Raw genomic sequence first — 20452 nt, forward strand, 5'->3', positions numbered from 1 at the left:
GAAACCGAGTGGACGCCCCAGAGACCAGCGGCGCCGAGCCGTCCGATATCCGCCCCATCTCGATCGTCGAGGAGATGAAGACGAGTTATCTCGATTACGCGATGAGCGTGATCGTGTCGCGTGCGCTGCCCGATGTTCGCGATGGTCTGAAGCCCGTCCACCGCCGTATTCTCTACACCGCCTACGAAAACGGCTTCACGGCGAACAAACCCTATCGCAAGTCCGCGCGCATCGTCGGTGACGTGATGGGTAAGTATCACCCGCACGGCGACAGCGCGATCTACGATGCCTTGGTCCGCATGGCGCAGGATTGGTCGATGCGCGTGCCGCTGATCGACGGTCAGGGCAATTTCGGCTCGATGGACCCGGATGCGGCCGCCGCGATGCGCTACACCGAATCGCGCCTCGCCAAGGTCACTGATGAACTGCTGACCGATCTCGACAAGGATACTGTCGATTTCGTGCCGAACTACGACGGTTCCGAAAGCGAGCCCTCGGTGCTTCCGGCGCGCTTCCCGAATCTGCTGGTGAACGGCGCGGGCGGCATCGCGGTCGGCATGGCGACGAATATTCCGCCCCACAACCTCGGCGAGGTCGTGGCGGCGGCGGTGGCGTTCATCGACAATCCGGCGATCATGGTCGAGGAGCTCATGGAGTTCGTGCCGGCGCCGGACTTCCCCACGGGCGCGATGGTGATGGGCAAGGGCGGGCTGCTCAGCGCCTACACCACCGGGCGCGGCTCGGTCATCATGCGCGCGCGCAGCATTGTCGAGGATCGTCGCGGTGATCGCCGCCAGATCGTCCTCACTGAAATTCCGTTCCAGGTCGGCAAGGCGGGCCTTGTCGAGAAGATCGCCGAGGCGGTCAAAGACAAGCGCATCGAGGGCGTGTCCGACATTCGCGACGAATCGAATCGCGAGGGCGTGCGCGTCGTCATCGAGCTGAAGCGCGATGCGACCCCCGAAGTGGTGCTGAACCAAGTCTACCGCTTCACCCCCGCGCAGACGAGCTTTGCCTTCAACATGCTGGCGATCCGCGGCGGTCGCCCGGAACTGCTGAACCTGCGCGACATCATCGCGGCGTTCATCACCTTCCGTGAGGAAGTGATCACCCGCCGCTCGAAGTTCGAGCTGAACAAGGCGCGCGACCGCGCCCACATCCTGCTCGGCCTCGTCGTTGCGGTGTCGAACCTTGATGAGGTCGTGCGCATCATCCGCGGCAGTTCCAACCCTGCCGAAGCCCGCGAAACCTTGATGGCGCGGGAGTGGGCGATGGGCGAGATCCGGCCCTATCTCGAACTCGTCGAGGCCGTGGAAGGCGCCGTCTACGGCGACACCTATAAGATGAGCGAGACGCAGGTCCGCGCCATCCTCGATCTTCGCCTGCACCGCCTCACCCAGCTCGGCCGCGAAGAGATCGGCGCCGAACTCAAGGAGCTGGCGATTTCGATCGCCGAGCTGCTCGCGATCCTCGGCGACCGCGCAAAGCTCTACGCGGTGATGCGCGAGGAACTCGTCGCCGTTTCGGAAGGCTACGCCACGCCCCGACGCACGGAAATCGTGCCCTACCTCGACGACATTGATGATGAAGACCTCATCGAGCGCGAGGAGATGGTCGTCACCGTCACGATGGGCGGCTACATCAAGCGCACGCCGCTCGATAGCTTCCGCGCGCAGCGGCGCGGCGGCAAGGGCCGCTCGGGTATGAACACGAAGGACGAGGATGCGATCACGAACCTGTTCGTGACGCTGACGCACACGCCCGTGCTGTTCTTCTCCACGGCGGGCAAGGTCTACCGCATGAAGGTGTGGAAGCTCCCCGAAGGCGCGCCGCAGGCGCGCGGCCGGGCGATGGCGAACCTGCTGCCGCTTGCCGACGGCGAGGTCATTTCCACCGTGCTTCCTCTCCCCGAGGACGAGGCGGAGTGGAGCAAGCTCCACGTGATGTTCGCGACCGCCAAGGGCACCGTGCGCCGCAATTCGATGGATGCGTTCACCAACGTGCCTTCGAACGGCAAGATCGCGATGCGTTTCGATGAAGACAGCGACGACCGTCTGATCGGCGTCGCGCTGCTCACCGAGGACGACGACGTGCTGCTCGCCACGCGGCAGGGCAAGGCGATCCGCTTCGAATCGACCGCGGTGCGCGAATTCCAGAGCCGCACTTCGACCGGCGTGCGCGGCATGACGTTGAAGGGCGATGACGAGGTCATCTCGCTCTCCATCCTGCGCAGCTTCGCAGCAACGCCCGATGAGCGCGAGGCGTACCTCCGCGCTGCGCCGTGGAAGGACAACGAGAACGAACCGACGCTGTCGCCCGAGCGCATGGCCGAGTTCGCGGCCGCCGAGGAGTTCATCCTCACCGTCTGCGCGAACGGTTACGGCAAGCGCACCTCCGCCTACGAGTACCGCCGCACGAACCGGGGCGGGCAGGGCATCGGCAATATCGACAACATCGCCCGCAACGGACCCGTCGTGGCGAGCTTCCCGGCGCACGACGGCGAGCAGCTGATGCTCGTCACCGATCAGGCGAAGATGATCCGCCTTGGCCTCGACACGCTTCGCGTTATCGGCCGCAACAGCGCCGGCGTCCGCTTGTTCAACGTCGCCGACAACGAACACGTGGTCTCCGCCGCCAAGATCGAAACCGATGGCGAGGAAGACGCCGAAGGCGAAGACGTCGAGGAAGCAGAAGCCGCGCCCACGGAATGAGCCCCACCGCCTACAAGATCCTCACGCGCGGCGAGTGGGAAAGCCTGAACGCCGAAGGCACGTTCGCCGGCGCGCCCGTTGATCTGGCGGACGGCTACATCCACCTCTCCGCGCCCGATCAGGTCGCCGAAACCGCGGCAAAACACTTCGCGGGACGAGACGATCTCGTGCTCGTCGAAGTCGATCTTGCGAAGCTGCAAGGCGTAAAGTGGGAACCTTCACGCGGCGGCCAGCTGTTTCCCCACATTTACGGCCCGCTGCCCCTCACCGCGGTAGTGCGCGCAGAGCCGCTACAGGTGGGGACGGCTGGGGATATGGTTAACGCCCCTCCGCCGCTAGTCGCTGCCGAACCCCCACGAAAATGAGAATCTGCCCCGCCGTATAGAGCGGCCAGATGAAGAGCGCGGCTTGCTCCGGGGCCATGCGGCCTCCGAGGCGCGCGAAGATGAAGGCATCGGAGGCGAGGAAGAGGATCGCGCCGATTCCCGTCCGGTACCGGGAAAAGCGGCTCGTCCACGCTGCGGCCGCCATCGCGGCGAGCAGGAAACTGTAGAGCGCGATCCCCGCGTTCGCGGCCGGCCCCGCGATCAGATAGAGGAGCGGCGCGCAGAGCAGCAGCGCGAGCGCCGCGCCGCGCTGGCTGATGGGCATCGACCCGGCGCGCCGGTTGCGGAGGTAGAGCCAGATCGCGACGACGTGGCCGACAGCAAAAGCGGCCGCGCCGATCATCAGGTCGAATTCGAGCAACATGTCGCCGAGCGCGCCGAAGGCCATGACGCCTGCAAGCAGCCACCCATCGGTGCGGCGCGCGGCCATAGCGGCGGCGATGGCGAGGATCGTGACGCAGGCGCCTTTCAGCGCGACATGCAGCGCGAACGGCAGCCCCGCGTTCATGGCGATGAAGTAGGCGATCGCCGCGATTGCGGCGAGGCTTGCGGGAAGCGCGATGCGTTGAGCCATGGCAGGATCACCCCCGGGGATCGAGTCGTGTTATGGATTTAGCAGATTATCGTGCGCTTACACGCCTGAACGAGGTTCAAGCGCGGTTCACCATGGCTGTGCCATCTATGCATCGCATCAAGGCTTGACGCAGACCGTCACGGACGCGACATGCTGCGGCGGCATATTTGGCTTTTCCCGGCGATTTACGGGAACTTGCACTGGGGAGACTGGACGAATGAAGATGGTTTCACGCACGGCGCTCGGCTTCGCGCTTGCTCTCGGTATCGCGAGTGGTGCCATGGTTGCGCCCGCGATCGCCAAGGAAAAGGACAAGAAGGAAGCCGCGCCGGAGGCGCGCAAGTTCAAGTTCTCCAAAAAGGCGCAGAAGGCGCTCGGTGAGGCGCAGGCCTTGCAGCAGAAGGGCGACAACGACGGGGCGCTCGTCAAGATTCGCGAGGCCGAAGCGCTCGCTGAGACGCCGGACGACAAGTACATGGCGAATGCGCTCAAGATCAACGTCGCGCTTGCGAAGCAGGACAATGCGATGCTTGCCGAAGGGCTTCAGGGCTCGATCGACAGCGGCAGCACCACGCCCGAGGAAAAGCTGAAGTTCCAGCGCAGCCTCGCCGCGCTCGCGGTGCAGAAGAACGACGTGCCGGGTGCCATCAAGGTCTATGAGGCGATGGTGGCGGAACACCCGAACGATGCGGACCTCGTTGTCGGCCTCGGCGAGATGTACAATCGCGCCGGCCGTACGCCCGAAGCCGTCGCTACGATCGACAAGGCGATCAAGGCGAAGCAGGCGGCGGGTCAGCCTGTCGAGGAAAGCTGGTACAAGCGCGCGCTCGCGCTCGCTTACGACGGCAAGCTCGCGAATCAGGTGACGCCGGCGTCGGTCGCGCTCGTGCAGGCCTATCCGACGCCGACGAACTGGCGCGACGTCCTCGTGATCTTCCGCGAAACCTCCGGCCTCGACGATCAGGGCAACCTCGATGTCATGCGTCTGATGCACGACACGAACGCGCTCACCGGCGAACGCGACTATTTCGAATATGCCGAAACCGCCGACAAGCGCGGTCTTGCCGGCGAGGCCAAGAGCGTCATCGACGCGGGCACCGCGAAGGGCGCGCTCTCCACCAGCAAGGCATATGTGAAGGAACTCGTGACCATCGTTACGCCGAAGGTGAAGAGCGATCGCGCCTCACTGCCCGGCCTCGAGAAGGAAGCGCGCGCCGACAAGACCGGTCGCATGGCGAAGGCCACGGCAGACGGTTTCCTCGGCTACGGTGAGAACGCCAAGGCCGTCGAACTTTACCGTCTGGCGCTCCAGAAGGGCGGCGTCGACGCGGCGGAGGTCAACACCCGCATCGGCATCGCGCTCGCTCGCAGCGGCGACAAGGCCGGCGCGGAAGCGGCCTTCAACATGGTGCAGGGTGGCAAGCGCGCCGACATCGCGAAGTTCTGGCTCGCGCATCTCAGCAGCAAGGGCGGCACGCAGACGGCAGCGACCGTGAACTGATCCGCCTGCGGAGAGCTTGAAGAGGGCGGTGCCTCGGCGCCGCCCTTTTTGTTTGCGGCAGCGGTAAGGGCTATATAAGCCAGAATATAGCAAATGACCCACGCAGCCCGCATCGTCGCTCTCGTTTTGCTCGCCCTTTTCGGCGCCCTCCCGGCACGCGCGCAAAGCGCCGCCCCCGTTGTCCTCGCCGCAGCCTCGCTGCAGGAAGCGCTGGGCGAGGCGGCGGATGCCTGGGCCCGGCAGCGCCATCCACGCCCGGTACTCTCCTTCGCCGGCTCCTCGGCCCTCGCACGGCAGGTTGAGGCAGGCGCCCCCGCTGATCTCTTCATCTCGGCCGACGAAGCGTGGATGGACCATATCGACCAGCGCGGCCTGCTTGCGTCCGGCAGTCGCCGTGTCATCGCGGGCAACCGGCTGGTGCTGATCGCGCCTTTGGATTCGCCCGTGACGCTCAGGATCGCGAAAGGCTTCCCGCTTGCCCGCGCGCTCGGCGCCGGGCGGCTGGCGATGGCCGATCCCGCCGCCGTCCCCGCCGGACGGTACGGCCGCGCCGCGCTCGAAGCGCTCGGCGTCTGGGCGGTGGTTGAACCACGCGTGGTGCGATCCGAGAATGTGCGCGCCGCGCTCGCGCTCGTCGAGCGCGGCGAGGCGCCGCTCGGCATCGTCTACGCCACGGACGCCGCCGCCTCGCGCAAGGTCCGCGTGGTCGGCGTGTTTCCGGCATCGAGCCATCCGCCGATCCGCTATCCCGCCGCACAGCTGAAGACGGCGAAGGCGAAGGATGCTTCGGCATTCCTCGCGTTTCTCGGTTCGCGCCAGGCCCGGGTCATTTTGGCGCGGCACGGTTTTTCAGTACCCTGATGCTCTCGCCTGCCGAGCTTGAGATTCTGCTGCTGACGCTCAAGGTCGGCATCACGGCCGTGCTGGCCACGCTGCCCATTGCCTTCGCGTTTGCATGGCTGCTCGCCCGTGCGAGCTTCCCGGGCAAGGTGCTGCTTGATGGCCTTGTGCACCTGCCTCTCGTACTGCCTCCCGTCGTCACAGGTTGGCTGCTGCTGCTTGCGTTCGGTCGGAACGGGCCGGTCGGTGCGTGGCTCGAAGACGGGTTCGGCATAACGGTGATGTTCCGCTGGACCGGCGCTGCCATTGCCGCTGCGGTGATGGCGCTGCCGCTGATGGTGCGGGCGCTGCGGCTCTCCATCGAAAACGTCGATCGCGGCCTCGAAAGCGCCGCGCGCACGCTCGGTGCGACCCGGACGCGCGTGTTTTTCTCGGTCACGCTCCCGCTGTCCGCCCCGGGCGTGCTCGTTGCCTCAGTGCTCGGCTTTGCACGCTCGATCGGGGAATTCGGCGCCACGATCACCTTCGTGTCGAACGTGCCGGGCGAAACGCAAACCCTGCCGCTCGCGATCTACAGTGCACTCCAGCTTCCGGGCGGGGAGGGGCAGGTGCTGCGCCTTGCCGCCATCGCCATCGGCTTGTCGCTCGCGGCGCTCGTCTTCTCCGAAATCCTGGCGCGTCGTGCCGCGCGGGGGCGCCATGTCCTTTGATGTCGATGTCACACGCCGCGTCGGCGAAACGCAGGTATCCGCCTGCTTTTCCGGAAGCGGGCTCGTCGTGCTCTTCGGCCCGTCGGGCGCGGGCAAGACATCGGTGCTCAACATGGTGGCCGGCCTGCTCACGCCCGAGCGGGGCCATGTCCGCATCGGCGCAGAGACGCTGTTCGACGCCGCGGCCATCAATGTCCCGCCGGAACGCCGCCGGCTGGGCTATGTGTTCCAGGATTCCCGGCTTTTCCCGCATCTCCGGGTTCGCGAGAACCTGCGTTATGGTCATCGCCTCGCACGGCCGGAGGACCGCTGGATGGACTACGACGACACGGTTCGCTTGCTCGATATCGCGCATCTGCTCGACCGGTGGCCAAAGGGGCTTTCGGGCGGCGAAGCACGCCGCGTCGCCATCGGCCGCGCTCTGCTTTCGGGGCCGCGCGCGCTGCTGCTGGACGAACCGCTCTCGTTCCTCGATCGCGCGCGCCGCGAGGAGGTGCTCCACGTCGTCGAACGCATCCGCGATACGCTGAAGCTGCCCATCCTTTACGTTACGCACGACGAGCGCGAGGTGGATCGGTTGGCGACGCAGATCATAGAAGTCGGCTGACGCCGTTAAGAAGTTCTTTCCGATATGAAAGTATCGTGCGGCTGATTTTCAGGGGGAATTGGCCGTGGCTTTTAAACTGTCGCTCGATCCGGGCGAGAAATTTGCTGTCAACGGTGCTGTTATCGTCAACGGCGATCAGCATGCCGTGCTGACGGTGGATAATCAGGCCGGTGTGCTTCGCGACAGCGATGTCATTCGCGAGGATGAGGCACGCACGCCGGCAACCCGCCTGTATTTCGTCTGTATGCTCTCCTATCTCGATGCCGACGCGGCGGACAGCCACTATCCGCGTTTCAGCGAGCATATGGATGCGTTCATGGACGTGGTGGAAAACCCGCGCGTGCGTCTTATCTGCGCGCAGGTCAGCCTCGCGATGATGAACCGCGAATATTACCGCGCGCTCACCGGATGCCGCGAACTCATCGCGTATGAAACGCTGATCCTCGGCGACATCGATGCCGAGCTGCGGTTGCAAAGCCGGGCGTAAGGCTATGCGTCGACGCTTGTCGACGCCCATTGTGCGGTAATGGAAAGACCTGTTGGCTAGGCTTGGCAGGCGATGCTTCGGCCATTAGCGTGTTATCGCATGTTGAAATCACGCTTTTTTCTGCCGCTTTTCGCTCTTCTTTCGGCAGCCGCGTGTGCGACTGCGCCGCGAAGCGATCCCGTCGTCACGCCCGAGGGCATCGCCGCACACGTCACTGAACTCGCGTCGGACGCCTATGAAGGGCGTGAGCCCGGCACGGCGGGGGAAGCGAAGACCCTTGCTTACATCGAAGCTGCGTATCGCCGCATCGGGTTGCGGCCGGCTTCGGGCGAAACCTATCGCCTCCCTGTACCTTTGCTGAAATCCGAAGTGGGGGCCGGGCGCATAGCGGCAGGATCGGTGACGATCGAAAGCGGCGAGACGGCGACGATTCGCGCGCCGATGACGGAGAAGGGCGCAGCAGCAAAGGGGGATATCGTGTTCGCGGGCTATGGTGTCGTGCTTCCTGAAGAGGGGCGCGATGATTTCGGTGGCCTCGACCTCGGCGGCAAGATCGCGCTCGTTTTCGCGGGCCTTCCCAATGGAAGCGAGGAGCCGTCGGAGGCTATGCGGCGGCAATCCCTGCGCACTGTGAAGCTGGAGAACGCTGCACGCGCGGGCGCGGCCGGAGCCATACTGATCTATGATCTGGCCCCCGGAGAGGACGAGTGGCGGCGCGTGCGCGCTTTCGCCGGGCGCGCCGAGGTGCAGATCGACGCTGGTACACCTGTAAAAACACCGCTTTATGCCCTTGTCGGCCGTGAGGCCGGATCAGCGCTGGCAAGGGGCCTCGGCGTAGACCTTGCGATGCTGAAAAGTGAAGCCGCCGGGGCAGGCTTCAAACCGAGGACGCTCGGTTCCGGCGCGCTTTCCGCTGAAAATCGGCTGACGCGCTTCACCTCTTACAATTTGGCAGGCGTGCTCCCGGGGCGGCGGCGGCCGAATGAATACGTTGTCTATCTCGCGCACTGGGACCACCTTGGGCACTGCGGAACCGGCGTCGACACGATCTGTAACGGCGCGGTCGACAATGCGAGCGGTGTCGGCGGCCTCATCGAACTTGCCGAAGCCTTCGCGAAGGGCAGGCGCCCCGAGCGCTCCGTGCTGTTCCTCGCGACGTCCGCCGAGGAAAGCGGGCTGCTCGGCGGCAAGCACTTCGCCGCGTCAGGCCCCATCGACGCAGGGCGTATGGTCGCCGCGTTCGGCCTCGATACCATCGCCGCGAACGGTCCTTCCGACGATGTCATCGTGCTGGGGCAAGGACTCACCAGCCTCGACGCGCGGCTGGCCGATGCCGCGAAAGCGCAGGGCCGCCGGATCATCGCGATGCCCGACGTCCAGAGTTTCTACGCGCGCTCCGACCATTTCGCCTTCGCCGAGGTCGGCGTGCCCGCCGTTATCGCGACCGGTATTTTCACCGGGAGCGGTTTCGGCGACTACATGGGCAACCACTATCACCAGCCCACGGACGCGGTGACGCTGCCCATCGATTATCGCGGCGCGGCGGCCGACATGAACCTCCTGCTCGGTGTTGGTCAGGGACTTGCGAACAGCCGCGAATGGCCCACATGGACGAAATCGTCACCATATCAGCGGCGACCGTAGCAATTCCCGGGAACCGGTGGCATAAGCCCGCCACCTCGAAAATCGGCAACAAGGAAAACGGCATGGACATCCGGCTCGGACTCACTTTCGATGATGTCCTGCTGGTGCCCGGCGAGTCCGAAGTCCTGCCGAGCGAAACCGATCTCTCGACGCGCGTGACGCGCGAAATTTCCCTGAATATTCCGATACTTTCCTCGGCCATGGACACGGTGACCGAGGCCGACATGGCGATCGTGATGGCGCAGGTCGGCGGGCTTGGTGTGCTTCATCGCAACCTCACGATCGAGGAGCAGGCGCAAGCGGTGCGCCAGGTGAAGCGCTTCGAATCGGGCATGGTGGTGAACCCCGTCACGATGCACGCGGACGAAACCCTCGGCGAGGCGCTCGACCTGATGAAGCGTCACCGCATCAGCGGCATCCCCGTCGTCGAGCGCAGCCCGAGCGGCCAGCCCGGCAAGCTCATCGGCATCGTCACCAACCGCGACGTGCGTTTCGCCGAGCATCCCGAGCAGCCGATCAGCGAACTCATGACGAAGGACAACCTCGCCACCGTCCGCCCCGGCGTGACGCACGAAGAGGCGCGGCGGCTCCTTCATCAACGTCGCATCGAGAAGCTGATCGTGGTGGACGATGCCTATCGCTGCATCGGCCTCATCACCGTGAAGGACATCGAGAAGGCCGTGACCTTCCCGACAGCCACCAAAGACGCCGCGGGCCGCCTTCGTGTCGCGGCGGCGACAACCACGGGCGATGCCGGTTTCGAGCGCACCGAGGCGCTGATCGATGCCGAGTGCGATCTCATCGTCGTCGATACGGCGCACGGCCACTCGGTCCGCGTCGCCGAGGCGGTGAGCCGTATCCGCAAGCTTTCGAACACCGTCCAGATCATCGCCGGCAACGTTGCGACGGCTGAGGCCACGCGCGCCCTCATCGATGCGGGCGCGGACGGCATCAAGGTCGGCATCGGGCCGGGCTCGATCTGCACAACGCGCGTCGTGGCGGGCGTCGGCGTGCCGCAGTTCACGGCGATTCAGGATGCCGCCGAGGAAGCCATGAAGTCCGGCGTTCCGGTGATCGCGGACGGCGGCCTGCGCACGTCGGGCGATATCGCCAAGGCCATCGCGGGGGGCGCCTCCGCCGTCATGGTCGGCTCGCTGCTGGCCGGCACGCAGGAAGCGCCGGGCGAGACGTTCCTCTACCAGGGCCGCAGCTACAAGGCGTATCGCGGCATGGGCTCTGTCGCCGCGATGGCGCGCGGCTCGGCGGACCGCTATTTCCAGCAGGACATCAAGGACCAGATGAAGCTGGTGCCCGAGGGTATTGAGGGGCAGGTGCCCTACAAGGGTCCAGCGAAGGACATCATCCACCAGCTCGCGGGCGGTCTGAAGGCGGCGATGGGCTACACCGGCGCGCGCACGATCGCGGACCTGCAGAAGCGTGCGCGGTTCGTGCGGATCACCAATGCGGGCCTGCGCGAAAGCCACGTCCACGACGTCACGATCACGCGCGAGGCGCCCAATTATCCGACGCGCTAAGGCAAACCGGTGACGCCCGCCGCGCGCGTCGAGGCGGCGATCGTGCTGCTCGATGAGATCATCGACGCTGCTGCGGGCGGCGGCGCTGCGGCGGACACGCTCATCCAGCGCTACTTCAAGACACGGCGCTATGCGGGCTCGAAGGACCGCCGCGCCGTCCGCGATCTCGTCTATCGCGTCATCCGCGCGCTCGGCGAACGCCCGAAAAGCGGCCGCGCCGCCATGATCGGCTATGCACGCGCCGAAGCTCCGGAGTTGCTGTCGCATTTCGGCGACGACCCGCACGGTCCCGCGGTTCTCGCCCAAGATGAGCCCACCGCCGCGCCGGGTTTGGCCCCCGAATGGCTCACCGCGAAGCTCGCCGCGGAATATGCCGATGCCGAAAGTCTGCTGCGTGCGCTTGCTGAGCGCGCACCGCTCGACCTGCGCGTCAACCGTCTGAAAACAACGCGCGGCGCGGTATTACCGCTCATTCCGGGCGCCGTGCCGACCGCGCGCGCGCAAGATGGCCTCCGCCTCGTGGATGCGCTCAATGTCGAGGATCTGCCCGCCTACAACGACGGCCGCGTCGAGGTGCAGGACGAAGGCAGCCAGCTTATCGCCGCGGCCTGCCGCGCGCAGCAGGGCATGACAGTCGTCGATCTTTGCGCGGGCGCGGGCGGCAAGACGCTCGCGCTGGCCGCGGACATGGAAAACCGTGGGCGCCTTATCGCCTGCGATACCGATCGTTCACGACTATCGCGCCTTGGCCCCCGCGCGGCGCGTGCAGGCGCCGCGAACATCGAAACGCGCCTTCTCGATCCGGGCCGCGAAGCCGAAGCGCTTGGCGATCTCTTGGGCGCCGCCGACGTGGTGCTCATCGATGCCCCGTGCAGCGGAACGGGCACATGGCGGCGCAATCCGGAAGCGCGTTGGCGTCTCACCCCGCAGCGGCTCGCGCGGCTCACGGCGCTGCAGGCCCATCTCGCCGATCTTGGCGCGCGTCTGCTGAAGCCGGGTGGCAGGCTGGTCTATGCCGTGTGCTCGCTGCTTCCCGAGGAAGGGCGGCTTCAGGCAGAGGCGCTCAGCAAGACGCATTCCGACCTGGCGCTCGATGTCGGCGGCGCACAAATTCTGCGTCCTGATCGCGACGAAACGGACGGTTTCTTCATCGCAGGTTATGAAAAGTCATGCTAAAGCGAGCCTCTGGGGGAGTGACGTTGAGGGAAGTGTTCATGCAGTCCAGGATCATGCTCGCCGGAATCGCTGTCGCCATCGCCACGGCGTCGAGCGTTGCTTATTGCAAGACGGTGGAGCCGAGCGTCGCGCCGCTTTCGATGCAGCTCACACGCAGCGGTGAAGCGCTCCTCAATGGCCACAAGGCGCAGGCCGCGATCGATCAGTTCGAAACCGCGCTCGCCGTCGATCCCCGCAACACCCGCGCTTACATCGGTATCGCGCGCTCGTACGAGATCCTCGGACTTCCCGGCCGCGCCGTGAAATTCTACCGCGAAGCGCTCGCCATCGATCCCAACGACCTCACCGCGCTCTCAGAGCAGGGCGAGGCCTATATGGCGCGCGGTGCGGTTGCGCTCGCGAAGGACAATCTGGCGCGCATCCGCAAGCTCTGCCAGAGCGAATGCCAGAATGCGGTGACGCTCGCGGCTGCCATCGAAAAGGGGCCTCCGGCGACGGTCACGGCGGCCGCCGAGAAGCCTGCGCCGAAGATCAACTAAACCGTCTGAACTATTGCTCGGTCCAGCAGCGCGCCAGCGCGACGAATTCACCGACAGCCAGGGTTTCCGCGCGTCGCGCGCCGTCGATGCCGCTCGCGGCAAGCGCTTCGAGCCCGCCCGGTAGCGCCTTGAGGCTTGCGCGCAGCATCTTGCGACGCTGACCGAACGCCGCCGCCGTCACCCGCTCCACGGCCTTTACCGGCACGCCTTCCGGCGCCTCGGACGGCACGATGTGGACCACCGCGGAATCCACTTTCGGCGGTGGGATGAACGCGCGCGGCGGCAGCGACAGCGCGATGCGCGGCCGCGAACGCCACTGCGCGAGGACCGAAAGGCGCCCGTAGGCGTCGGTATCGGGCGCCGCGACGATGCGTTCGGCGACCTCTTTCTGGAACATGAGGCTGAGGCTCAGCCACCACGGCGGCCACGGATCAGCGGTAAGCCAGCGGATGAGAAGCGCGGTGCCGACGTTATAGGGCAGGTTTGCGACGATGTGCGCCGGGCCGCCGAGGACGCCCGGTTCGTCGATCCGCATGGCGTCGTTTTCGATAACGGTGAGACGCCCCGCTGCGGCCTCGCCGAGTTCGGTAAGCGCGGGAAGGCAGCGGCTGTCCATCTCCACGGCTGTCACCTCGGCGCCCGCGCGGAGCAGCGCTCGTGTCAGACCGCCAGGTCCGGGCCCTACCTCGTAAACGCGTGCGCCCGAGAGCGGCCCCGGAACGCGCGCGATCTTGTCGAGAAGATTGGAATCGAACAGAAAATTTTGTCCGAACGCCTTTTTCGCCGAGAGGCCGTGCCGCGCGATCACCTCGCGCAGCGGCGGCAGCGCGGCGAGGCCGGGCGGCAGTGTGTCAGTCAATCGCGCGGTGCGCGGCGCATTCGTACGCCGTCCTGATCGCCGCCGCCATCGCGCGGTGGCTCGCGATTCCCTTGCCGGCGATGTTGAAGGCGGTGCCGTGGTCCGGCGCGGTGCGGACGATCGGCAGGCCGAGCGTCAGGTTCACGCCCTCGTCGAAGTGCAGGGTCTTGAGCGGCACGAGCGCCTGATCGTGATACATGCAGAGCGCGGCGTCATAGGCCTTGCGGGCGTGTTCGTGGAACATTGCGTCGGCGGAAAGCGGCCCGAACGCGTCGATGCCCTCGGCTTGCAATTCCGCGATTGCGGGGGCGATCACGTCGATCTCCTCGCGTCCCAGAAGCCCGCTTTCCCCCGCATGAGGATTGAGGCCGGCAACCGCGATGCGCGGGTTTTCGATGCCGAAATTCCGCGTCAATCCTTTCGCGGCTGCGCGTCCGCGGCTGACGATAAGGTCGGTGGTCAGCCGCTGCGGCACGTCGGCGAGCGCCACGTGGATGGTGACGGGCACAGTGCGCAGCGTCGGGCCGACGAGCATCATCGCAAGATTCGCCGCGAACACGCCGCAGCGCTCGCCCACGAATTCCGTTTGCCCCGGATGCGTAAAGCCGATCGCCTGAAGCTGCGCCTTGGAAACCGGCCCCGTCGCCAGCGCGCCCGCCGCGCCGCTGCGGGTGAGGCCGGTGGCGATCTCCAGCGCATCAAGCGCGCAGCGCGCACCGATCAGTGTCGGCTTGCCGGGTTCGACCACTTCGCTGTCGGCCACCTCGATGAGCGGCAGCGCGTCGCAGCAGGCGCCGACGTCGTCGGGATGTTCGATCTGGCAGACCGGGCCTTTCCACACACAGGCCAGCGAATCGCGGTTGCCCACGCCGAAGAAGGGCGGAAGCCCAAGCGCTTCGCGTTGTTCCCAGCACCGCCCGATGATTTCCGGGCCGATCCCCGCGGGGTCGCCAAGCGTAACGGCAATCGGTGGAATCATCGCGCCCTGATCACCGGTAGTCGATAACGGCATCGCGGCGAAGGTCGCGCAGGTAGCGGCGGGCCGCCATGGCGACCTTGCTCTCTTCCATCTGCGCGTAGAGCTGGTCGAACGAGGGCGCGCCTGCGGCGGGCGGGTCTTCGCGGCCGCAGAGCACGAGCACGCGGATACCGTCTTCGCGGGTGCCGAAGGGCGGCGTGCTCTGGCCGATCTGCATCGGTTCCATGATCTGCTGAAGCTGCGGCGGCAGATCGCCGAGGCGGACCTGATCGTTGGCGACGACATTGCCGCCGAAACTCTCGGCCAGGGCTTCGGCGCCGCCGCAGCCGCCCATGCTCTGCGTGCCGGCCTGCAGACGCTGCACGAGTCCGGCCGCCTGCTGCTGCGTCGCATCGGCCGCGAGCGGCACCGTGATCTGCTTGACTGCGAGAACCGCGTCCTTGGGATCGGCTGCGAGCACCTGCCGCTTGTCGACAAGCGCGATGATCGCGAAGCCGCCGGGGATCTGGATGGGGTTGGAGACGTCGCCGCGCGGCAGGCTCTCGACCACCGGTGCGAGTTCGGGCGAAAGCTGCGCCGGACGCACCCAGCCGAGATCGCCGCCGACGGCTGCGGTCGAAGCTTCGGAGAATTGCCGGGCATAAGCGACGAACGAACCGCCCTGCCGCACCTGATCGACGATCCGCTGCGCGTTCTCGCGCACCTGTTCCGCGTTTTCGGTGGTGGCGGTCAGGAAGATCTCGGCGATGCGAAATTCCTCGGTGCCCTTCGCGGCGTTCAGCCGGTCGATCAGCGCCTGCACCTCGTCGTCGCCGACGTTTACGAACGGTTCGACTTTGCGCCGTAGCAGGCGGCTCCACGCGAGTTCGGCATGAATCTGCTGCTTCAGCGAATTCTGTGACGTGCCGCGCGTCTTCAGGAACTCGTCGAACTGGTCGCTGCTCATACGGAAGTTGGAGGCGACGCGCGTGAATGCCTGGCTGATTTCCTCCTGCGCGATCGTCACTTCCTGTGCGGTGGCTTCCTGAATCTGGAGCTTTTCATCGATCAGGTTGCGCACGACCTGAAGCCGCAGGCGCGTGCGCTCGTCATCGGAAATCTGCCCCTGGTTCGCGGCAAGCACCAGATTGAGGCGCTGGTCGATGTCGGTATCGGTGATGACGTCGCCGTTGACGATTGCGGTCGCCTTTCGGATCGTCGGGTCGACAGGCTGACCGAGGATCTCGATATCGGGATCGGAGAGGCCGGCGAGCGGGGAATTCTGGGCCAACGTTGACCCTGCAGCAAGAACTGCGACACTGGCAGCAAGCCAGCGCAGCGTCGAAAACCTCATCAATCTCTCCCCCGTCCCGGCAGCGCCGGAGCGGTCTTGTAGCCTCTCAGGTCATGCCGCCTAGCACGCGCTGAGATGAATGTCAGCGTATCGTTTACGCTTACCGTGAGGGCTAGTCTCCCGCGGCTGAACCGCGGATTAGCGGCCAAGGTTCTTGAGACTGATCGAGAAGAGGAAGGCGTTGCCGCGCCGGAAGTCGCGGTCTTCCACATAGTCGCGTCGCCACGTGACGCCGAACTCGAAGCACTCGTCCTGATAGGCGATACCGAGCCGGTGGCGAACCATCTCGAACCCGTCCGAGGTGTTGAGCGGATCCTCCGCGCGCGAAGTCAGGTCGACGATCACCGAACCGATCACCGACCAGTAGCGCGCGAAGCTGATACGGCCGCCCGCGCGCACCTCCTCGCGATCCTCCAGATCCTCGATATTGATGTCGCGATCGAGCTTCACATAGCCGATGGTCGCATAGGTGCGCTTGTTGCCGACGGTCACGTCGATCTCGTTGCGGCGTAGCCTCAGGCTCGTCTTGTCGAGCCGGAAGCGGTGCGTCACGTCGAAACCGCTGCCGATACGCAGCGTGTTGCGGCCGACGAAGTCGGAGAAGTTGCCGGAAAGGCCTGTGCCTTGCGGAAATGCGCCGGGCGCGTTGTCGAAGCGGTAGCTCTGGCCGAACTCGCTCTCGATATGCCAGCGCGGGCGATCGAGCCGCCATGTGGCGCCGTACGTCATGCGCCGCCCGCCTTCCCAGCGGTCTGCGCCGGGAAAGCGGTTCAAATCGAAGAGGTTGGTGTCGTCGAGGTCGACGGCGCGCGAATCCTCGTTCGGAATGTCGTCGTTCACGTCGCTCGGCGAGACGGAGAATTGCACACGCGGCGTCAGTGTTTGCGTGCCGCCGAAGGCGGGGCCGGCGAGGGGCCATTCGATGTCGAGCGCGGCGGCGGGCAGGATGCGGCCTTCCCAGCCGTTGCGCCCGGCGTAGATCGGAAGCTCGGCAAAGGCGCTGTCGGTGGCGTGGTAGATATCGCCGCGAACGAGGGCTGTCGCCGTCACGCGCTGTCCCCACGGTGTGATCGCACTGCGCTTCCACTCGGCGGAGGCCGAGGCACGCTGGGTGTCCATGCCGTCGGTGCGCGTGATCGCCGCCGTGTCGGCCGCCAGCTTCAGCCGGCCGCCGCCGACCGTTTCGCTTGGCGACCACATGTAGTTCATTAGCGGCAGCGCGATCGGCGTGAGACCCGCGATGTCTGCCTGCCGCAGACCCTGGAAGGCCCAGCCTTCGATCGCGAAGTAGCTTTCCACGCCGAAGCGCTCGAGCTGGTAGAAGTTCCGCAGCGTGTCGTCGCGCGAGATGTCGTAGCGGCGCAGGAACGTGTCGTCGGTGGCGAGGCGAAGGCCGAACGTCGAACGCCAGTTGCGACTGTGCTGGAGGCGGCCGTTACCGAAGACATAGCCGCGGAACTGCTTGTTCGGAATACCTGTCCCTGCGGGGTCGGGGAAGTCGAGCTCCGACGAATAGGTGCCGATACCGCCGAAACGCAGGGGACCGGACGCGGTCTGGTGCCGGTATTCGACCGAAAGCGCCGGATTGACCTCTGTGTAGACGATCGGCGCGATGGTGAGGTCGTTATGGTCGGAAAAGCTCAGAAAATAAGGCAGCTCGACCGAGACGCCGAGCGAGCGGTCGATGGTGACGGACGGGACGAGGATGCCCGTCGCATTGCGGCCCGGCCCGTCCGGGTGCGACAGGCTCGGCGTGTAGAAGATCGGGATGCCGAGGAATTCGAGGCTCGCATCCTTGTAGTAGACACGTTTGCGATCGGGATCATGGCGCACGCGCAGCGCCTTCACCTGCCAAAGTGGCTCCTTGGGGCAGCCGTCCACGCCGATGATGTCGCAAGGTGAATACACCGCACGATTCACCGTGGTGCGCCCGGCCTCGCGCCGACCATCGTGGGCGGCAAGCCGCCCTCCATCCCGAAGCACGAGCAGGATGTTCTCAACCGCACCGTCGCGGAGTGTTTCGTCTAGTTCAACCCGCTCGCCGAAGGCCTCGTTGCCATCGGGGTCGATCACCTTCACCGCGCCGCGCGCCTCGACCTTGCCGGTCTTGCGGTCGTATTCGACCTCGTTCGCGGTGAGGCGGTAGCCGTCTCGTGTGACCACGACATTGCCGCGCGCCGTCACCAACTGCGTGTCGTCGTCGTATTCCATCGTATCTGCGGCGAACTCGATCGCGTCGCCGGGTTTCAGCGCTGGGCCGGCATCCACGGCGGCAGCGTCCGTCTGCGCCAACGCAGGCGCGGCAAATCCCGCGAGCGCGGTGGAGAGCAGAAAGGCGGCAAGACAACGGGACAAGAAAGCGCTCCCCGGACAGGCAGATAGCGCCTCTTACCCGCGCCGCACCCGCGGCGGCAAGGCGCGCGCTTCGATACGCCGTGAATTGCGGTCCGCCCGCCGGGCGGCTAGAACGCCCCCGATCGTTTTTTCATCCAGGAGAGTTCATCCGATGCGCATCGAGTTCGGGGTTACGTCGCACACGCCGGGCACTGCCCTTGTGGTTTTCGCGGCGAAGGACGCGGTGCTGTCGGGGGCGGCGCAGGCGCTGGATGCGGCGCTCGGCGGCGCGGTCGCCAATGCCGTGAAGACGGCGCGGTTCGAAGGTGACGCCGCGCAGATCGTGGAGCTGCTGGCACCTTCGGGCACCGATGCCTCGCGCGTCCTCGTGGTCGGCACCGGCAAACCCGGTCATGCTGACGCCGCTGTGTTCGAGCGGATCGGCGGCGCCATCGCCGCGCGGCTGCTGACCTCGGGCGAAACGAAGGCCACGGTCGATTTCGGCGGGCTCAGCGATCTCGCGCTCGATACGCCCAAGGCGGCCGCGCATCTAGCGCTCGGCGCCTCCCTCCGCGCGTGGCGGTTCGACAAGTACCGCACCAAGCTGCCCGAGAAGCAGAAGCCGACGCTTGCCGAGATCGCCATCGCCAATGCCGGCAGTGCAGGGCAGGAATGGGCGCGGCTGGAACCGCTCGTCGAAGCTGTCGGCTTCACCCGCAGCCTCGTCGCCGAGCCGGGCAACGTCATCTACCCCGAGAGCTTCGTGGAGCGCTGCCGTCCGCTCGCCGACCTCGGGATCAAGATCGAGGTACTGGACGAAAGCGAGATGCGGGCAGCCGGCATGGGCGCGCTGCTCGGCGTCGCGCAGGGCTCGGCGAAGCCGCCGCGGCTGCTCGTGATGGAGTGGGACGGCACCGGCGGGAAGGCGAAGACGTCCACCGTCTTCGTCGGCAAGGGCGTCACTTTCGACACTGGCGGCATCTCGATCAAGCCAGCCGCTGGCATGGAAGACATGAAGTGGGACATGGGCGGCGCGGGCGCTGTTGCAGGCGCGATGAAGGCGCTTGCGCTCCGCCGCGCCAAGGCGCGCGTCGTCGGCATCTGCGGCCTTGTGGAGAACATGCCGGACGGCAACGCCCAGCGGCCGGGTGACGTCGTGACGACGATGTCGGGCCAGACGGTCGAGGTGATCAACACCGACGCCGAAGGCCGCCTGGTGCTCTGCGACGCGATCACATGGGTGCAGAAGCGTTTCAACCCGGAGGTCATCGTTGATCTCGCGACGCTGACCGGCGCGATCATCATCAGCCTCGGTCATGAATATGCGGGCATCTTCTCGAACAGCGACGAGCTTGCGAAGCAACTCGTCAGCGCGGGCATCGCGACGGGCGACAAGTTGTGGCGATTCCCGCTCGGCAGTGCCTACGACAAGATGATCGACTCGCCGATCGCCGACATGAAGAACGTGGGTTCGCGCGATGCGGGGTCGATCACGGCGGCGCAGTTCATCGGCCGCTTCGTGAACGACGGCGTAAAATGGGCGCATCTCGACATTGCGGGCATGGCGTGGTCCGCGAAGGCCGGCGCGACGTGGGAGAAGGGTGCAACCGGATACGGCGTGCGCCTGCTCGACCGCTTCGTCGAGGATACGCTGGAGGCGTGAGCGAGGCGCTTACCCCGGTCGGCTTCTATCACTGCACGCGGTCGCGGCCGTTCGACGTCGTGCCCGTCCTTGCGGGCAAGGCGGTTGAGGCCGGCCACCGCGTGCTCGTCCATTCAGCGGACGGGGGCGAGCTCGATGCGCTGGATAGTCACTTGTGGACCTACGACCCTGGGAGCTTCCTGCCCCACGGGCGCGACAATCCGGTCCTGCAGCCGATCCTGCTTACCGACGATTTCGCCCCCGCGAACGGTGCCGATCTTTTGATCTCGGTGGGCGGTAAGCTGCCCGGCGACCCGGCATCGTTCGCGCGCGTCCTCTATCTCTTCGACGGCAACGACGAAGACTCGCTCGCCGCGGCGCGTGCGCACTGGCGGGCCCTGAAGGCGCGCGAGGGTGTTCAGCCGGTTTACTGGACCCAGGGAGACAAGGGGGGCTGGCAGAAGGCAGGGTAGGCGCGGTCAGTAGGTGTCGTTGTTTTTGAGAAACAGACGAATTCTCTACTATAGTTCTAAAGCTTTTCTCGTTTGGTACTTGCGCTAATGTGTCTCGTTCGAAAAGGATGGGAGCGAGGCTG

General features: G+C 65.9%; 18 protein-coding genes. 13 read left to right on the top strand and 5 right to left on the bottom strand.

What is annotated here, in order from left to right; genetic code table 11:
* Nucleotides 1-8: 8 nt before the first annotated feature.
* Together gyrA and AAC014_RS11515 are read left to right on the top strand one after the other, a co-directional pair.
* Nucleotides 9-2711: a DNA gyrase subunit A gene (gyrA, locus tag AAC014_RS11510; RefSeq protein ID WP_339708575.1), complete on the top strand. Its 2703-nt coding sequence runs from the start codon at nt 9-11 to the stop codon at nt 2709-2711.
* A complete protein-coding gene (locus tag AAC014_RS11515; protein ID WP_339708577.1) occupies nt 2708-3076 on the top strand; it encodes a DUF952 domain-containing protein in 369 nt (122 codons plus the stop codon). Before gyrA ends, AAC014_RS11515 begins: the two co-directional genes overlap by 4 nt.
* Here the strand turns inward: AAC014_RS11515 and AAC014_RS11520 are convergent.
* A complete protein-coding gene (locus AAC014_RS11520) occupies nt 3030-3671 on the bottom strand; it encodes a lysoplasmalogenase family protein (RefSeq protein ID WP_339708579.1) in 642 nt (213 codons plus the stop codon). The genes AAC014_RS11515 and AAC014_RS11520 overlap by 47 nt on opposite strands.
* Before the next feature lie 217 nt (nt 3672-3888).
* On the opposite strand from AAC014_RS11520, the gene AAC014_RS11525 reads away from it, so the two are divergent.
* The 9 genes from AAC014_RS11525 to AAC014_RS11565 all read left to right on the top strand — a co-directional run bounded on the left by AAC014_RS11525 (nt 3889) and on the right by AAC014_RS11565 (nt 12710).
* Entirely contained in the window at nt 3889-5172 is a 1284-nt protein-coding gene (locus tag AAC014_RS11525) for a tetratricopeptide repeat protein (protein WP_339708581.1), read from the top strand.
* Between the two features lie 93 nt (nt 5173-5265).
* Nucleotides 5266-6033: a molybdate ABC transporter substrate-binding protein gene (modA, locus tag AAC014_RS11530; RefSeq protein WP_339708583.1), complete on the top strand. Its 768-nt coding sequence runs from the start codon at nt 5266-5268 to the stop codon at nt 6031-6033.
* Complete coding sequence (gene modB, locus AAC014_RS11535) at nt 6033-6722, top strand: molybdate ABC transporter permease subunit (RefSeq protein ID WP_339708585.1); 690 nt, start codon at nt 6033-6035, stop codon at nt 6720-6722. Before modA ends, modB begins: the two co-directional genes overlap by 1 nt.
* On the top strand, nt 6712-7329 hold the full coding sequence (locus tag AAC014_RS11540; RefSeq protein WP_339708587.1) for an ATP-binding cassette domain-containing protein: 618 nt from the start codon (nt 6712-6714) through the stop codon (nt 7327-7329). Before modB ends, AAC014_RS11540 begins: the two co-directional genes overlap by 11 nt.
* Nucleotides 7330-7393: 64 nt before the next feature.
* Nucleotides 7394-7816 (top strand): flagellar biosynthesis repressor FlbT, encoded by a 423-nt coding sequence (locus AAC014_RS11545; protein WP_339708589.1) that lies wholly within the window; start codon nt 7394-7396, stop codon nt 7814-7816.
* Nucleotides 7817-7915: 99 nt separating this feature from the next.
* Nucleotides 7916-9460 (top strand): M28 family peptidase, encoded by a 1545-nt coding sequence (locus AAC014_RS11550; RefSeq protein WP_339708591.1) that lies wholly within the window; start codon nt 7916-7918, stop codon nt 9458-9460.
* Nucleotides 9461-9522: 62 nt separating this feature from the next.
* Nucleotides 9523-10995 (top strand): IMP dehydrogenase, encoded by a 1473-nt coding sequence (gene guaB / locus AAC014_RS11555; protein WP_339708593.1) that lies wholly within the window; start codon nt 9523-9525, stop codon nt 10993-10995.
* Between the two features lie 9 nt (nt 10996-11004).
* Entirely contained in the window at nt 11005-12171 is a 1167-nt protein-coding gene (locus AAC014_RS11560) for an RsmB/NOP family class I SAM-dependent RNA methyltransferase (protein WP_339708595.1), read from the top strand.
* A gap of 38 nt (nt 12172-12209) precedes the next feature.
* Entirely contained in the window at nt 12210-12710 is a 501-nt protein-coding gene (locus AAC014_RS11565) for a tetratricopeptide repeat protein (protein ID WP_339708597.1), read from the top strand.
* A 10-nt stretch (nt 12711-12720) separates the two neighbouring features.
* Here AAC014_RS11565 and rsmA read toward each other — a convergent pair whose 3' ends face one another.
* The 4 genes from rsmA to lptD all read right to left on the bottom strand — a co-directional run bounded on the left by rsmA (nt 12721) and on the right by lptD (nt 18236).
* The gene (rsmA, locus tag AAC014_RS11570) at nt 12721-13569 is read right to left on the bottom strand and encodes a 16S rRNA (adenine(1518)-N(6)/adenine(1519)-N(6))-dimethyltransferase RsmA (RefSeq protein WP_339708599.1); all 849 of its coding nucleotides are present in this window, start codon (nt 13567-13569) and stop codon (nt 12721-12723) included.
* The gene (gene pdxA, locus AAC014_RS11575; protein WP_339708601.1) at nt 13562-14548 is read right to left on the bottom strand and encodes a 4-hydroxythreonine-4-phosphate dehydrogenase PdxA; all 987 of its coding nucleotides are present in this window, start codon (nt 14546-14548) and stop codon (nt 13562-13564) included. Before pdxA ends, rsmA begins: the two co-directional genes overlap by 8 nt.
* A 10-nt stretch (nt 14549-14558) precedes the next feature.
* On the bottom strand, nt 14559-15881 hold the full coding sequence (locus AAC014_RS11580; RefSeq protein WP_339708603.1) for a peptidylprolyl isomerase: 1323 nt from the start codon (nt 15879-15881) through the stop codon (nt 14559-14561).
* A gap of 138 nt (nt 15882-16019) precedes the next feature.
* Nucleotides 16020-18236 carry an LPS assembly protein LptD gene (gene lptD, locus AAC014_RS11585; RefSeq protein ID WP_339708605.1) on the bottom strand — a complete coding sequence of 739 codons (2217 nt, stop codon included), beginning with the start codon at nt 18234-18236 and terminating at the stop codon, nt 16020-16022.
* A gap of 151 nt (nt 18237-18387) precedes the next feature.
* Here lptD and AAC014_RS11590 point away from each other — a divergent pair, with 151 nt between their 5' ends.
* Nucleotides 18388-19878 carry a leucyl aminopeptidase gene (locus AAC014_RS11590; RefSeq protein WP_339708607.1) on the top strand — a complete coding sequence of 497 codons (1491 nt, stop codon included), beginning with the start codon at nt 18388-18390 and terminating at the stop codon, nt 19876-19878.
* Nucleotides 19875-20330 carry a DNA polymerase III subunit chi gene (locus AAC014_RS11595; RefSeq protein ID WP_339708609.1) on the top strand — a complete coding sequence of 152 codons (456 nt, stop codon included), beginning with the start codon at nt 19875-19877 and terminating at the stop codon, nt 20328-20330. Before AAC014_RS11590 ends, AAC014_RS11595 begins: the two co-directional genes overlap by 4 nt.
* Nucleotides 20331-20452 lie beyond the last annotated feature (122 nt).

Source organism: uncultured Sphingosinicella sp. (assembly GCF_963974575.1).
In the GTDB taxonomy this organism is placed as follows: domain Bacteria; phylum Pseudomonadota; class Alphaproteobacteria; order Sphingomonadales; family Sphingomonadaceae; genus Sphingosinicella.